Raw genomic sequence first — 13,513 nt, 5'->3', positions numbered from 1 at the left:
GCCAACGCTTTCAGCTACCGCTGCGGCCTGCGCCCACCGGTTGCGTAAAATATGGAACAAATTTCCTCGCCCTGCGTCATCTAAACGATGAGCAAAAAGGAAAAAATCCATGCTTAGATGGGCTCTGATATTCTTCGTTATTTCGCTGATTGCCGGTTTCTTCGGCTTCTCCGGCATCTCGGCCGCAACGGCAACGATTGCTCGCGTTCTCTTCGGCATCGCGCTGGTGATCTTCCTGATCTTCCTGATTCTGGCGCTGATGGCAGGCAATGCGGTGCTTTAACCTGCCGCCGCTCGTTGGGCGGCAAAGAGAGGCACCGAGTCCTTGAAGCCTTTCAGGGAAACAGCTCCCAGACCCTGGAAGGCAAGACCGCGTGCTGCCGCTTCGGCGGCAGCACGCGTATTGAGGCAGACAAGTGTTTGGGACGGCCCGGCAACGGCCGAAACGCGCGCCGCGAGATTGACCGTCCGGCCGAAAATATCCCCGTCACGAGGCACAACCTGCCCCGTCGCTACACCGACCCGCACAGGCGGCAACTCATCCAAACGGCTCTGCTCCACCAGCGATAGCGATGCTTGCACCGCCGAGGCTGCATCCGGAAACAGCATCATGACGCCGTCGCCCAGTGGCTTGACGATACGCCCGTCGAACGCGCATGAGAGTCGTTGGGCGATTGCTTCAAAACGGGCGGCCTTCTCGGCGGCAGACACATCGCCAATCTCATGCGTCAAGCCCGTGAAGCCGGAAAGGTCGGCAAACGCCACGGCCGGGAGGCTGTCCTCGTCGCCAGGCTCCAGCCCGTGTTCGCGCAGGGCATCCTGCAGCCTTCCGACGATATTGTCGAACACCGCCTCCTCCAGCATCCGCCGCTGCAGCAGGAACAGCATCCGGAAGCCGATCCGCTGCAGTGCCAAGCGCTTGGTGGCGGCAACCTCGAGAAGATGATGGTAGCTAAGGCCCGCATTCAGCATCGGCTCTTCGACCTCGCCGCGGAAGAGGTCGCGCATCGTGTCGACACAGCGGCGAACCGACTGACCGAAAACGCGCAGCACCCGCTCCATCCCGACAACGGAGGCACCAAGCTGCCTGCACTCCGCCAACAGCCAGATAAATTCCGCATCGTCCTCGCGAAGCGATTGATCCGCTGAAAGCGGCGGCAAGCTGGCGCATGCCCTTATGCCATTCAGCTCGTCGAGATCCAGTTGCCCTGCCGCCACCTCGGCCGAAACCAACGCCTCGGTCATCGTTACGGGCTCGAACATCAGCTGATTGGCGAACTCCAGAGTAAAGATCCGCCGCCTCAGACCTTCCGCCAGCACATCGAGGCTGATGCCGGCTTCCTGCAGGGCAAGTATCAATCGGAGCCGGCTGACATCGCTTGCGGCATAGCCTGTGTATCCAGGACCAATGATCTCTAGGCGCTCGAGATCACGCAAGCGGGCATCGTCACAGCCGGCAAGGACCAACAATCTCTCACGCGGCAATGCTTCCATCACGGCAACCTCTGGAGAATGAGATTGCTTCATACATCAAATCCGTGTGTCCCTCCACGCAGCCAAAGGCGTTAGAGCAGACTTGCTCCGACATTGATGGCAAGGGCCAGGATCGTCGTATTGAACAGGAATGAGAGGATGGAATGCAGGAGCGTCAGCTTGCGCATGGTGACCGATGTCGTCGCAACGTCGGCCGTCTGTGAGGCAACGCCGATCGTGAAGGAGTAGTAGAGGAAGTCCCAATAAATAGGCTCGTCATTGCCTTCCGGAAACTTCAGCCCTTCCCCCTTGGCCTCTCCGCCATAGAAGCGATGTGCGTAGTGCACCGTGAACAAGGTGTGCAGGAATGCCCAGGAGATCAGGATCGTGGCGATTGCACCAAGCGATCGTACGAGCGCCTCGCTTGCGTCAGCCCCCTTGGCTGCATGAAGTTCCAGCGCGATACCGGCAATGCTGGCGAGCGCCGCCAAAATAGACAGCGCCATCAGGAAGACGTCTGAAAGGTCGAGATCCTCAGCTCTCTCGCGGATGCTAGCGACGGTCGCGCGCAGCATTCGGCGCCAGGTGAGCGCCGTAAAGACGATAGCGCCGGCGTTCCAGCCAAAAATCAGGTTCTGCGGATTGACCTCGCGGCTGGTGAGCAGCAGGAAAGTCACGAGTCCAGCGGTCACGGCGACGACGAACACCATGTGTCTGCGTAGTTGCTCCATGACCTGACTTTCCCGGCGCCCAGCATCTGCCGCCGTCACAATCCTACCGCTGCAAGATTGCCTTTGATATCAGTTTGATGGCGGCAGGAGCAATATGGCTTTAGCCGGTCCAGCCGCCATCGACGACATGGATCTGGCCCGTCGTGAAGCCTGCCTCGTCACCGGCAAGATAGGTCACCAGAGCGGCGATCTCCTCGGGTGTGGCGATGCGACCCATCGGCTGGCGGGCGATGAAATCCTTCAGTGCCTTTTCGTAGTCGCCGGTCGCACGCAAGCGCTCGTGCAGCGACGGGCTGTCCACGGTACCGGGGCAGATCGCATTGGCGCGGATACCCTTTGCGACAAAGTCGGCGGCAATCGACTTGGTGAGGCCAATCACGGCTGCCTTCGATGCACTGTAGGCAAAGCGATTGGGAACGCCCTTCACACTGGAGGCGACCGAAGCCATGTTGACGATCGACCCCTTCCCCTTCTCCAGCATCCCGGGAAGGAAGGTACGGCAGGTCGTATACATCGCCTTGGCATTCAGGTTAAAGGAAAAGTCCCAGTCCTTCTCCTCGCATTCGAGGATCGAGCCTGCATGAACGAAGCCTGCGCAATTGAAGAGAACGTCGATCGGGCCGATCGTGGCTGCGAAGGCACGGACTGCGTCGCCATCGAGCGCATTGAGGACATGCTTCTCGGCGCCTTCCAGGGTGGAAAGCGTGTTTTCGTTGATATCGGTCGCATAGACATGCGCGCCGAGTGAAATGAAGCGCTCAGCGCTTGCTCGACCGATACCCTGACCTGCCGCCGTGATGACGACTTTCTTGCCTTCCAGACCGTGGCTCATACATCCTCCCAAATTCCGGCGCTTGCGGCGCATTCATTCATATGCAAACAATATATTCAGATTGGCGTCAACCTGATGGAGCGAGGTTTGCGCCGGAAGCCTAGTTGATCTTGTGTGGCCGGGCATGAAAAATCTGGTGGCTGAAAAGCCAGTCGGCGCCGCCGCCGCAGCTTGCGGCAAACAGCATGGCATGAATGGGAGGAACCGCATGCTCTTCGACACACACCTGCACATCGTCGACCGGCAGGCGCTCGACTATCCCTGGCTCTCCGGCGCGGGTGATCTTAATCGTGACAATCTCTATGAAGACTATGCGCGCGATGCGCTACGCTGCGGCATCTCCAATGTGCTGCACATGGAAGTGGACGTTGCACCGGCGCGCATCGACGACGAGACGAATTACGTCAGGGAAGTCGGCCGCCGCCAGGGCAGTCTTGTGCGTGGCGTCATCGCCGCCTGCCGGCCGGAAGAGGATGGTTTCGCGGCCTATCTGGAGCGATCGGCTGCCGATCCCTTCGTCAAAGGCTTCCGCCGCGTCCTCCACGTGGCCCCCGACGACACAGCCGCCCGACCGCTGTTTCGCGAGAACATCAAGCGCCTCTCCGGCACCCGCATGACGTTCGATCTCTGTGTCTTCCCGCATCAATTCGAGACCATCCTCGCGCTGGTCGATCACTGCCCGGATGTTCGCTTCATTCTCGACCATTGCGCCAACCCGCCGATCAAGGATGGGATGAGCGAGGTCTGGCGCAAGGGCATCACGGAATTCTCCCGCCGCTCGAACGTGACGGCAAAGATTTCAGGCGTCATCGCCTATGGGGATCTCGAAAACTGGTCGGTCGAGAGCCTCCGCCCGTATGTCGAACATACAATCGGCAGCTTCGGTTGGGATCGCGTCGTCTGGGGCAGCGACTGGCCCGTTTGCACGCTCGGCGGCGGGCTGGCACCCTGGGTCGCTGCCACCCATGCGCTGACCTCGGGCTGCAGCCCGGAAGAGCGCGACAAGCTCTATCAGGCCAACGCCAAGCGCATCTGGTCGATATGACACGAAAAAGGGCGGCACCGATGGCACCGCCCCTTCTTGGTTGGAGCGCTCGTAAGCCTTAAGCAGCTGCGAGCTGCAGTTCTTTCTGAACGTTGCTGCGAAGCGTACCGAGGTCCTTGGCGAAGGCACGGATGCCTTCGGCGAGCTTTTCGGTCGCCATCGCGTCTTCGTTCATCATCCAGCGGAAGATCTTTTCGTCGACGGTGATCTTCGGGGCAGGCTTCGTCACATCAGGCGACAGCTTGCGCTCGAGCTTGCCCTGATCGTTGGAGAGTTCGTCGAGCAGGTTCGGCGCGATCGTCAGGCGATCGCAACCGGCCAAGGCTTCGATTTCGCCGGCGCTGCGGAACGAGGCACCCATGACGATCGTCTTGATGTCGTTGGCCTTGTAGTAGTTGTAGATGTCGCGGACGGAGATGACGCCCGGATCTTCCTCAGGCGTGAATTCCTTGCCAGTCGACTTCTTGTACCAGTCGAGGATGCGGCCAACGAACGGCGAAATCAGGAACACCTTGGCGTCCGCGCAGGCAACCGCCTGGGCCTTGGAGAACAGGAGCGTCAGGTTGCAGTCGATGCCTTCCTTCTGCAGGATTTCGGCGGCGCGAATGCCCTCCCAGGTCGAAGCCAGCTTGATGAGGATGCGGTCACGCTCGATGCCGCGTTCCTTGTAGGCAGCGATGATCGAACGGGCCTTGGCAAGCGACGCTTCGGTATCGAAGGAAAGGTCCGCATCGACTTCGGTTGACACGCGGCCCGGAACGAGCTTCACGAGCGCAGCACCGACGGAGATCGCCAGGCGATCGGCAACGGCGGCGGAAACGGCCTCCGGATTGCCGCCCTGCTTCTTGCCCCAGGCAACAGCTTCCTTGACGGTATCTGCGAACATCGGCGTACCGAGTGCCTTCAGCACGATGCTTGGGTTCGTCGTGCAATCGACGGGCTTCAGACGGGCAACAGCCTCGATGTCACCGGTATCGGCAACGACCGTGGTAATCTCGCGGAGTTGGTCAAGCTTGGATGTCATGGTTACTGGTCCTTTTGACTTGAGCTGCGCGCCGATGCGAACTTCGCCCGGCAAATAATCTACGAATGGGCAGTCTGCGAGCCGCCTATGTAGGCAGCGGTCGCGTCATCCCCTCGAAACGGCGTCACGCCTCGGCCGCCAAGTGCCGATGGGACGTCCCGCTTACCTGCACATTACCTCCTCGGTCGCACGGATGCGACTTCTTGGCGGCGACTATCACTATTCCCCGCCAGATATGTCAAGGACATTTGTGCATTTCAATTGACATAAGTGTCACACCCGTCATTATCGGCGGAACAACGAACCTGTCCTGGCTTGATGATAGATCTAGGGCGCAATTCGCTTCGGAGGAGATGTGGTCAAGCTCAAACGTGGCACGCATACGGCTTATTCCGAAGCATCCTCCCTTAGGTTGCGTGCGGCTTGGCTCTATTACAATCAGGGACTGACGCAGAAGGATGTCGCCGAACAGCTCGGCATCAGCCGCACGACCGTGATCCGCCTGCTCGACGAGGCGATGAAGCGCAGCGAAGTGCAGATTTGGATCAACGACTCGATCGGCGATTGCGTCGAACTTTCGGTAAAACTCGAGCGCGCCTATGGCCTCGACGAAGCGATCGTCGTGCCGGCGCCGGCGCAGCCTGACGCCAACTCGTTGGCAAAAAGCGTTGGCCTTGCGTTGGGACAGTTCCTCTCCGAGGCCATTCCAGACGACTACACAATCGGCGTCGGCTGGGGCCGAACCATGACGGCTTCGCTCTCAAGCTTCCGGCCGCCCCGCCGCGACAATTGCAAGGTCGTCTCCCTCCTCGGAGGTGTCGTCGCCGTCCACCAGACGAACCCGATCGACTACACCTGGCGCCTCGCGAGCCAGCTCGGCGCCGAATGCTATATGTTCCTTGCCCCGCTTCTGGTGGATTCGACGGAAACGAAGCGGAACCTCATCGAGAAATGTGGCCTGGACACGATCTATCGGCTGGCGGAAACGCTGGATCTCGCGATCGTCAGCTGTGGCGACATCGGCCCGCACTCTACCTCCCTGTCGGAAGGGTGGATCTCGAAGGCCGAGCTGCAGCAGCTGATCGACGCCGGCTGCGTCTGCGACACGATGTTCAACTTCCTCGACAAGGACGGCAACACGATCGATCACTCGATCAACAGCCGCGTCATGTCCGTGGATCTCGACACATTGAAGAGGGCCAAGCACATCGTGCTGTCATCCGGCGGCGCGCATCGCGCGGTCGCAATCCGTGCTACCATCAAGCGGATCGGCTGTAACACGCTGATCACGGACGAGGGTGCCGCCAAGGCTCTGCTGGGCCTGGCAGAGGCGGCTTAGCGGCGTTTAGCCAGCATCCGCTATCGCAGCTGGCACAGATGCGACAGTTGCGATTGCGCCCAGTTGCGCCCGAAATCCTGGGTATCCGGCAGTGCCGATAAAAGACTTCCGATCTCGCCATCGATTTCTAGATGGGTGTCCGTGATCCTGCATGCACCCACATCAAGAGCGACGGTGGCAACAACCTTGCCTTCCACCGGCGCCATCTGGAAGAGCGAATTGTCGCCAGTTTCGCAGGTCAATAGCGCCGTCGCCCTGATGGATGCGAGACTGTCCCCCGTCGAACAGACATCTGCAGACACAACCTTGAAGCTGCTGGTTCGATTAGGTCCCACGGGAAGCTGTTCGCATAACTGCGCGGTCGATATCGCGCGCGCCACCTCCGGCCATTCCGGGCTACTCATCGCCGATTTGCAGCCCGCCCAGGCCGGAACCAGCGACATCGCAAGCAGGCCAACGGCAATGCCGACGACCTTGCATGGCTTTTCTCCAGGGTTCATTTCCGCCTCCTCGAGTCCCAGCCATGGAATCAAGCAGGTGATTCCTGAGTTTTTGATGGCAGGACTCCCGAGGGAGGAAGCGTATCCACAGGTTGGATCGATGCGTCGCCGCGATCAGGCGTGCGCCGCCTCCCAGCCGAGCATGGCCCGCTTGCGCGTCAGGCCCCAATGGTACCCCGTCAACGCCCCGCTTTTGCCAAGCGCGCGATGGCAGGGAACCACGAAGGAAATCGGATTGGCGCCGACCGCCGCACCAACCGCGCGCATCGCTGTCGGTCGGCCGATATCGTGGGCGATGTCGCTGTAGGTGACAGCCTTGCCGAAGGGGATCTTCAGCAGGCTTTCCCACACCTGCACCTGGAAATCGGTGCCGATCAGCACGACACGCAGCGGCTGGTCCGATGTCCAGCGGCCCGGCTCGAAGATCCGCGTTGCGTAAGGTGCCGTCGCTTCGATATCCTCGACATAGGTCGCATTCGGCCAGCGGCATGTCATATCATCGAGACACGCGGCCTCGTCACCGTAATTGCTGAAAGCAAGCCCCGCGAGGCCACGGTCCGTCGCCATCACAAGCGCAACCCCAAAGGGTGAAGGATGGAAGCCGTAGCGGATCGTCAACCCACCGCCTTTGGCCTTCCATTCGCCGGGCGACATCGCCTCATGCGTGACGAAGAGATCGTGCAGGCGGCTGGGACCGGACAGCCCGACCTCGATCGAGGTCTCCAGCAGGGGCATCGCTTCCTCGCGTAGAAGCCGCTTCGCGTGGTCGAGCGTGACTGCCTGCAGGAAAGCCTTCGGAGACAGGCCGGCCCACCGCGTAAACGTCTTCTGCAACTGCGTCGGCGACTGATTGAGCCGCGCTGCGATCGTCTCCAACGACGGCTGATCGCGATAGTCCTCGGTGATGAGTTCGATCACCTGGCGCACGGTCTCGTAATCAGAGCCATCAGGCGTGATGTCTTTGTTCAGCTTGGCTACCATATTCATGATCTTTCTCCTTGTACCAAGGAGATAGTCAAGTGACCTCTCGCAAGCCACCCGATTCTTGCGTGCCGGTCAAATCCGTTGCTTGACGGTGGCAAGCGCCCCCTTGAAGGCCTTAGCGAAGCTCTCGCGATCATCGGGATTGAGGAAGGAGCCGATATCCGTGCCCCTTCCTTCGCCGGAAATATACATGGAAAGAATGCCTATCTCCTGATGTCTGCGAACGAAGAAGCGCGTCCAGAAGGGATTGAAGTGATGCTCGATCATCCGACCGGAGGGCGCGAACTTGCGGACGGAAATATCCGTACGCGACACGGTCACTTCCTCCCGCGCGCGGCCAGACCGATAGTTCAGCCAGAAGGCGCCGTAAAGGAGCAGAAAATCAAGCCCGAAGAAGAAGCCGATCGGCCAGGCGCCCGTCGCGACGAAGAACATGCCATACAGGCCGCACACTGCGCCGGTCAAAAGCAGCAACACCTTGAAACCCTTGCGGCCAAGCGACCGGTAAGGAAAAAGCTCGGCGGCAAAAACAGGTTGTTCGTCGGCTTTATCGGCGTTGCTTTCCATCATGGCTGGCAAGTATAGGTTTTCCATGCCAACTCCGAAACTCAAATCCGCCGTCACATCGTCGCAGAACTCAAAAGTGATCGTTCGCCAGAAGAAGCCGGCAACGGTCCGTTCTGCCTATTCCGAAGCCGAGCGCGAGGAGATATTCCGTCGCTTCTCCATCCAGCGGCCGGAGCCGAAAGGCGAACTGGAACACACGAACCCGTTCACGCTCGTCGTCGCTGTAGCCCTCTCCGCCCAGGCGACGGATGCCGGCGTCAACAAGGCGACACGCGCACTCTTCAGGGTTGCCGACACGCCCGAAAAGATGCTGGCACTCGGCGAGGAGCGGGTGCGCGACTACATCAAGACGATCGGCCTCTACCGCAACAAGGCGAAGAACGTCATCGCTCTCTCACAGATGCTGGTCGAGAAATTCGACGGCGCTGTGCCGCAAACGCGTGACGAGCTGGTGATGCTCCCCGGTGTCGGCCGCAAGACCGCCAATGTCGTGCTCTCCATGGCTTTCGGTCAGGCGACGATGGCGGTGGACACACACATTTTCCGCATCGCCAACCGCATCAAGCTGGCGCCGGGAAAGACGCCCGACGAGGTCGAGGAGCGGCTGATGAAGGTGGTACCGAAGCACTATCTCTATCATGCCCACCACTGGCTGATCCTGCATGGCCGCTATACCTGCAAGGCACGCAAGCCGGAATGCGAGCGCTGCGTCATCGCCGATATCTGCAAGTCGCCGGAAAAGAGCTGCGACGTGCCGGCGCCGCTGGTCGAGCTACCGCGCCAAGTGATTGGAGAGGCCGTCGAGTAAGTCTGCGGCAGATCGCGGCGCTACCGATTTTGCCCTACCCGCGAAAGCCCGCGTCCTGGCGCGAAACCAGCTTGTGCAGGTGCACCATCAATCCAGCGGCGAAAAGCGGCGTCAGCAGATTGACGATAGGGATGGCAAGGAAGCCCGCAATAACAAGCCCCGCAAGGAACACCGTCGCCGCATGTTTGGCCCGAAACGATCGTGCCTCCTGCGGCGAACGAAACCGCATTGCGGCGAACTCGAAGAATTCGCGGCCGAGCAGGTAGCCGTTGACGAGGAAGAACGCGATTATGTTGACGCCCGGCACGAACAGCAGAAAAAGCGCCACGATGTTGCCGAGGATAACCACGCCAAGAAGCTTGATCGAGCTTGTGAGCGCCGGACCGAGCGGCATCGCCGTTCCAGGCTGATCCGAGGGATAATCCCGTCTTTCAATCACCTCGGCCACATCGTCGAGAAACAGGCCGGCAACCAATGCCGTCACCGGTGACAGCAAAAGCGCCAGGCCAAGTGCAAGGCCGAGGCTGGCTGCGATCGCAAACACGAAGCCGAGCCACCCTGCCCAGTCCGGCATGGCGGGAAAGAAACTGGCAATCCACGGGAAGACGTACGATATGAAGGCACTGCGCAACGCCAGCCAAAGCCCGACGAGCAGCAGGAGGGTCAATCCCAAGACCTTCCAGAACACTGACCGCGTCTCTGGCGCGAAAAGATTGATGAGAGATAGGCGGGCCGCCTGAAAGATCATTCCGAGGTCTCCGGTTGCAACAACCATGTAGGAATCCGAACTTTGAACGGCAAGGCTGAAACAAACTCGGATGACTAGCCCAAAACTTGTCGGAAAATCTATGTTACTATATAGTAATTTATCAACTATGATTGCTTGATCCTGAAACGCAGCTTCCGGAATAGTTGCAAACGACAAGCGTTGGCCATGCGTATCCGAGAAATGCTTTCGGGAAGATCGGGACGGGCCAACGTGGAAGATTTTGTTCAGAAGCTCCGCCAGTATGCCAAGTCCGGCACGCCGGCCGAACGACGAATCGCGAAATATTTCTCCGAGCATCTGAACGACCTGCCGTTCGAAACAGCCGCGTCGGTTGCCGATCGGCTGGATCTGAGCCCCATGACGGTGGGCCGCTTTCTACGCGCGCTCGGCTATCAGGGGCTCGACAGCGTCAAGGTCCATATCCGCGAAACAACCACCATTTCGCCAATGCAGATGCAGGCATCGCTCACCCAGCTGCAGGCCGACGCTTCCGCCGGCAAGCCGCTCGCGGTACTGGTCTCCGAGCAGATCCAGGCGCTGCACCATATCTACCATTTGACGGGCCAGCCCCTCTGGAATGAAGCCGTGTCGATGATATCATCCGCTCATGAGGTTCTTGTCGCCTCGCATGCGCATCTTTCCGGCTTCGCGTCCCACTTTGCTCAGCGATTGACCCATGCGCGCGACGGCGTCCACGCGCTTGATGGAACGGGCAGCCGCTTCGCCGAACTCTTCGCACGGCTCGATGGCAATGACGCCTTGCTGATCGTGATCGACAGCCGGCGCTTTGGCAAAGCCCGGCTGCTGGCCCGGACGGCACGGCGCTATGGATACAAGGTTATCTTGATTACAGCACAAGGCACCAACTGGATTCCGGATCAGGCCAATATCGTACTCGCCCTTCCGCCTGCCCGATCCGATGACGAAGACAACCTGCCGCCGCTGATGGTCCTCCTCGACTGTCTGTCGGAAGACGTTGTCACTGCGGCCGGCGAAGAAGCAGGCGCCCGCACCCGTCGCATGGCTGAATTCGGCAGCATGCTTGGAGACGGCGGAAACCGGTAGAGTCTTCCAGGATTAGGCGCCTACTCCATCGCTTCCAGTTCCGCGCGGTGGCGATACATGGCAAGCAGCCGGCGATAATCCCGGTCATAAAATGCCTGCTTGGCTGTATCCGGCAATCGCTCTTCGCCACCGGAGTACATGGCCGCCCCTGCTTCTGGGAGATCTCGATAGAGACCGCACGCCACGGAAGCGGCCATCGCCGTACCGAGGAGCACCGCCTCGTTCATTTTCGGCACAACGACCCTGCAGCCGGTTGCATCCGAATAGAGTTCCATCAGCACCGGATTTTTCACATGGCCGCCCGCGACATGCAGGGTGTCAGGCACATAGCCATATTCCTTCATCCGCTCGAGGATGTGACGGATCCCGAGCGCGATCGCGACTGCTGCGCGCCAATAGAGCGCGCAGAGTCCGTCGAACGACGTGTCGAGCGTCAGGCCGCTGATGCTGCCGACGGCATGCGGATCGGCGAGTGGCGAGCGGTTGCCGTGAAAGTCCGGCAGCATAAAGATGCGGGCACCGAACTCGTCGCCCTCCTCGGCGCGAAGCTGCGCAATACGCTCGACGATCTTCTGATGCAGCGTAGCCGTTGGCTCGCCACCGGCTGCGTGCATCCGCACGATATGATCGAGCAGCGCGCCCGTTGCCGATTGCCCCGCCTCGACAAGCCAGGATTCAGGAAAGACGGCTTCGTAATACGGCCCCCACATGCCGTGGCTCGGTTTGCGCTCGCGCGAGAACGAAACGATGCAGCTCGAGGTGCCGGCGATCAGCGCCAATTGGCGTTCCAGCCTGCGAGCATCCTGCGCCTCGCCGCCAAGCGCACCCAGCGCCCCGGCATAGGCGTCGATCATGCCTGAGGAAACATGGCACGCCGTCGTCAGCCCGAGCGCCGAGGCGGCCTCTTGCGTCAGCGTCCCGACACTCTTGCCGACCGGCACCGTTTCCTCCGGCAGCCGTCCACGTTCCAGAAGGTCATCGAGCCCAATCCGCTCGAGAAAATCCTTCCGCCACCCTTTGTCGAGATGTGCGAGATAATTCCACTTGGCCGTCAGCGTGCAGCGCGAGCGGGCGAGCGCGCCGGTTGCTTTCCAGGTCATGAAATCGGCGAGGTCGAACAGATAGCCGGTGTTCATCCAGGTGCCGGGCAGCTTCTTCTTCAGCCACATCAGCTTCGGCATTTCCATTTCCGGCGACATGAAGTGCCCGGAGTGCTCCAGCACGGGATGTTCCGTCGCCGTGCAGAAATCGGCTTCCTTCAGCGCCCGGTGATCGAGCCAGACGATCGTATCGAAACGGCGCTCTCCGCCGGTGGAAACACTGATCTGGTTGCCGTCGACATCGCGCACGACGAGCGAGCAGGTAGCATCGAAACCGATCGCGCCCACCGATGCTGGCGCCGCGCCTGATTGCTCCATCGCCTTGCGAACGGCAATGCAGACCGCCGACCAGATGTCTTCGGAGTCATGCTCGGCGTGGTTTTCACGCGGCCTGTTCATGATGATCGGGTGTTCGGCCTTGCCCAGCAATGCGCCGCGAGCGTCGAAGACGCCGGCGCGCGCACTGCCCGTGCCGATATCAACCGCAACCACATGCTGAGGCATTAAAGGTGCATCCCGTCCTGCTTATGTTTGCGGACAAGGTGTATTAAATCCGGCATGGCGTCAAACACGGCTTCGGGAGAAAGCCGGTCAAGTTCAGCGCGATAGCCGGAAAAATTGGCGTGTGATCCGCCCGTGAAGGCAAACACCCTCATGCCCGCTGCCTTCGCCGCCTCGATCCCGGCGGGGCTGTCCTCCACGACCACGCAATTGGCGGGCTCTACGTTCATTTCTCGCGCCGCATGCAGGAAGAGATCGGGCGCGGGCTTGCCATGCTTGACCATGGTTGCGCTGAAGATATCAGGCAGCCGGTCGATCAGGCCGGTGACCGTCAGCGACAGGCGGATACGCTCGACTTGGCTGGAAGAGGCGACGCAACAGGGAATGCCGAGGGTGTCGATCGTCTCGGCGATCCCGGCCATCGGCTTCAGCTCCCTGCGAAACCGGGCGTAGAGATCGGTGCGGATTTGCTCAAGAAATTCCTGACCCGGGTGGACGTTGTATACGGTCTTCATCGTCTCGATGACAGTCGCGAGACTTCGCCCAAGGAAACGGCCATAGACCTCTTCCTCAGTAATCGGGACATCGAGATCGTTCATCGCCTTCACGAGAACGCTCACCGATATCGGTTCGCTATCGACGAGCACGCCGTCGCAGTCAAAGATGACGAGCCGTGTTTCAGCCTCAGCCATGGCAGACCCAATCGCAGTTGGTGCAGGAAGATGCATCCGCCGGATAAGGCGGAGGCCGGCGGCAGGAATGCCGCCAGTGATCC

At 60.3% G+C, this 13,513-nt stretch carries 15 protein-coding genes; 5 read left to right on the top strand and 10 right to left on the bottom strand.

Annotated features, from left to right (window positions below; translation table 11 throughout):
- Window positions 1–109 precede the first annotated feature (109 nt).
- Window positions 110–283: a DUF1328 domain-containing protein gene (locus AS026_RS40665; RefSeq protein WP_018856498.1), complete on the top strand. Its 174-nt coding sequence runs from the start codon at window positions 110–112 to the stop codon at window positions 281–283.
- Here AS026_RS40665 and AS026_RS30620 read toward each other — a convergent pair.
- From AS026_RS30620 to AS026_RS30610, 3 genes are all read right to left on the bottom strand, one after another.
- Window positions 280–1,527: an adenylate/guanylate cyclase domain-containing protein gene (locus AS026_RS30620; protein ID WP_245307692.1), complete on the bottom strand. Its 1,248-nt coding sequence runs from the start codon at window positions 1,525–1,527 to the stop codon at window positions 280–282. The two genes, AS026_RS40665 and AS026_RS30620, sit on opposite strands and share 4 nt — an antisense overlap.
- Window positions 1,528–1,565: 38 nt before the next feature.
- Window positions 1,566–2,204, bottom strand: a complete 639-nt coding sequence (locus AS026_RS30615) for a DUF1345 domain-containing protein (RefSeq protein WP_026371708.1) — start codon at window positions 2,202–2,204, stop codon at window positions 1,566–1,568.
- Window positions 2,205–2,304: 100 nt separating this feature from the next.
- Window positions 2,305–3,036 (bottom strand): SDR family oxidoreductase, encoded by a 732-nt coding sequence (locus AS026_RS30610; protein WP_025658861.1) that lies wholly within the window; start codon window positions 3,034–3,036, stop codon window positions 2,305–2,307.
- A 208-nt stretch (window positions 3,037–3,244) separates the two neighbouring features.
- On the opposite strand from AS026_RS30610, the gene AS026_RS30605 reads away from it, so the two are divergent.
- Window positions 3,245–4,081 carry an amidohydrolase family protein gene (locus tag AS026_RS30605; protein WP_062374326.1) on the top strand — a complete coding sequence of 279 codons (837 nt, stop codon included), beginning with the start codon at window positions 3,245–3,247 and terminating at the stop codon, window positions 4,079–4,081.
- A 58-nt stretch (window positions 4,082–4,139) separates the two neighbouring features.
- Here AS026_RS30605 and tal read toward each other — a convergent pair whose 3' ends face one another.
- Complete coding sequence (gene tal, locus AS026_RS30600; protein WP_062374494.1) at window positions 4,140–5,105, bottom strand: transaldolase; 966 nt, start codon at window positions 5,103–5,105, stop codon at window positions 4,140–4,142.
- Window positions 5,106–5,460: 355 nt separating this feature from the next.
- Here tal and AS026_RS30595 point away from each other — a divergent pair, with 355 nt between their 5' ends.
- Entirely contained in the window at window positions 5,461–6,444 is a 984-nt protein-coding gene (locus AS026_RS30595; RefSeq protein WP_025658858.1) for a sugar-binding transcriptional regulator, read from the top strand.
- A 20-nt stretch (window positions 6,445–6,464) separates the two neighbouring features.
- Here AS026_RS30595 and AS026_RS30590 read toward each other — a convergent pair whose 3' ends face one another.
- The 3 genes from AS026_RS30590 to AS026_RS30580 form a co-directional block, all read right to left on the bottom strand.
- A complete protein-coding gene (locus AS026_RS30590) occupies window positions 6,465–6,944 on the bottom strand; it encodes a hypothetical protein (protein WP_062374324.1) in 480 nt (159 codons plus the stop codon).
- A 114-nt stretch (window positions 6,945–7,058) separates the two neighbouring features.
- Window positions 7,059–7,931 carry a methylated-DNA--[protein]-cysteine S-methyltransferase gene (locus AS026_RS30585; RefSeq protein ID WP_062374322.1) on the bottom strand — a complete coding sequence of 291 codons (873 nt, stop codon included), beginning with the start codon at window positions 7,929–7,931 and terminating at the stop codon, window positions 7,059–7,061.
- A 69-nt stretch (window positions 7,932–8,000) separates the two neighbouring features.
- Window positions 8,001–8,498, bottom strand: coding sequence for a DUF2244 domain-containing protein (locus AS026_RS30580; protein ID WP_025658855.1), 498 nt, complete (start codon window positions 8,496–8,498; stop codon window positions 8,001–8,003).
- A 22-nt stretch (window positions 8,499–8,520) separates the two neighbouring features.
- Between AS026_RS30580 and nth the strand changes: the two genes are divergently transcribed.
- Window positions 8,521–9,303: an endonuclease III gene (gene nth, locus AS026_RS30575; RefSeq protein ID WP_062374320.1), complete on the top strand. Its 783-nt coding sequence runs from the start codon at window positions 8,521–8,523 to the stop codon at window positions 9,301–9,303.
- A 34-nt stretch (window positions 9,304–9,337) separates the two neighbouring features.
- Here nth and AS026_RS30570 read toward each other — a convergent pair whose 3' ends face one another.
- Window positions 9,338–10,051, bottom strand: coding sequence for a sulfate transporter family protein (locus AS026_RS30570; RefSeq protein ID WP_062374318.1), 714 nt, complete (start codon window positions 10,049–10,051; stop codon window positions 9,338–9,340).
- Between the two features lie 231 nt (window positions 10,052–10,282).
- On the opposite strand from AS026_RS30570, the gene AS026_RS30565 reads away from it, so the two are divergent.
- A complete protein-coding gene (locus tag AS026_RS30565; protein WP_025658852.1) occupies window positions 10,283–11,137 on the top strand; it encodes a MurR/RpiR family transcriptional regulator in 855 nt (284 codons plus the stop codon).
- Window positions 11,138–11,157: 20 nt separating this feature from the next.
- On the opposite strand, the gene AS026_RS30560 is transcribed toward AS026_RS30565, so the two are convergent.
- Window positions 11,158–12,741 (bottom strand): FGGY-family carbohydrate kinase, encoded by a 1,584-nt coding sequence (locus AS026_RS30560; RefSeq protein ID WP_062374316.1) that lies wholly within the window; start codon window positions 12,739–12,741, stop codon window positions 11,158–11,160.
- Entirely contained in the window at window positions 12,741–13,430 is a 690-nt protein-coding gene (locus AS026_RS30555; RefSeq protein WP_062374314.1) for an HAD family hydrolase, read from the bottom strand. The genes AS026_RS30560 and AS026_RS30555 overlap by 1 nt, the downstream gene beginning before the upstream one ends.
- Window positions 13,431–13,513 lie beyond the last annotated feature (83 nt).

Origin of the sequence: Rhizobium altiplani (assembly GCF_001542405.1) — a bacterium.
In the GTDB taxonomy this organism is placed as follows: domain Bacteria; phylum Pseudomonadota; class Alphaproteobacteria; order Rhizobiales; family Rhizobiaceae; genus Rhizobium; species Rhizobium altiplani.
The sequence above is the reverse complement of the archived record's forward strand: the minus strand, read 5'-3'. Positions and strand labels throughout refer to the sequence as shown.

Excerpts from the sequence above, each read along its gene's own strand:
- AS026_RS40665 (WP_018856498.1), top strand. The coding sequence starts at position 110 with ATGCTTAGATGGGCTCTGATATTCTTCGTTATTTCGCTGATTGCCGGT.
- AS026_RS30620 (WP_245307692.1), bottom strand. The coding sequence starts at position 1,527 with ATGAAGCAATCTCATTCTCCAGAGGTTGCCGTGATGGAAGCATTGCCG.
- AS026_RS30615 (WP_026371708.1), bottom strand. The coding sequence starts at position 2,204 with ATGGAGCAACTACGCAGACACATGGTGTTCGTCGTCGCCGTGACCGCT.
- AS026_RS30610 (WP_025658861.1), bottom strand. The coding sequence starts at position 3,036 with ATGAGCCACGGTCTGGAAGGCAAGAAAGTCGTCATCACGGCGGCAGGT.
- AS026_RS30605 (WP_062374326.1), top strand. The coding sequence starts at position 3,245 with ATGCTCTTCGACACACACCTGCACATCGTCGACCGGCAGGCGCTCGAC.
- tal (WP_062374494.1), bottom strand. The coding sequence starts at position 5,105 with ATGACATCCAAGCTTGACCAACTCCGCGAGATTACCACGGTCGTTGCC.
- AS026_RS30590 (WP_062374324.1), bottom strand. The coding sequence starts at position 6,944 with ATGAACCCTGGAGAAAAGCCATGCAAGGTCGTCGGCATTGCCGTTGGC.
- AS026_RS30585 (WP_062374322.1), bottom strand. The coding sequence starts at position 7,931 with ATGAATATGGTAGCCAAGCTGAACAAAGACATCACGCCTGATGGCTCT.
- AS026_RS30580 (WP_025658855.1), bottom strand. The coding sequence starts at position 8,498 with ATGATGGAAAGCAACGCCGATAAAGCCGACGAACAACCTGTTTTTGCC.
- nth (WP_062374320.1), top strand. The coding sequence starts at position 8,521 with ATGCCAACTCCGAAACTCAAATCCGCCGTCACATCGTCGCAGAACTCA.
- AS026_RS30570 (WP_062374318.1), bottom strand. The coding sequence starts at position 10,051 with ATGATCTTTCAGGCGGCCCGCCTATCTCTCATCAATCTTTTCGCGCCA.
- AS026_RS30560 (WP_062374316.1), bottom strand. The coding sequence starts at position 12,741 with ATGCCTCAGCATGTGGTTGCGGTTGATATCGGCACGGGCAGTGCGCGC.
- AS026_RS30555 (WP_062374314.1), bottom strand. The coding sequence starts at position 13,430 with ATGGCTGAGGCTGAAACACGGCTCGTCATCTTTGACTGCGACGGCGTG.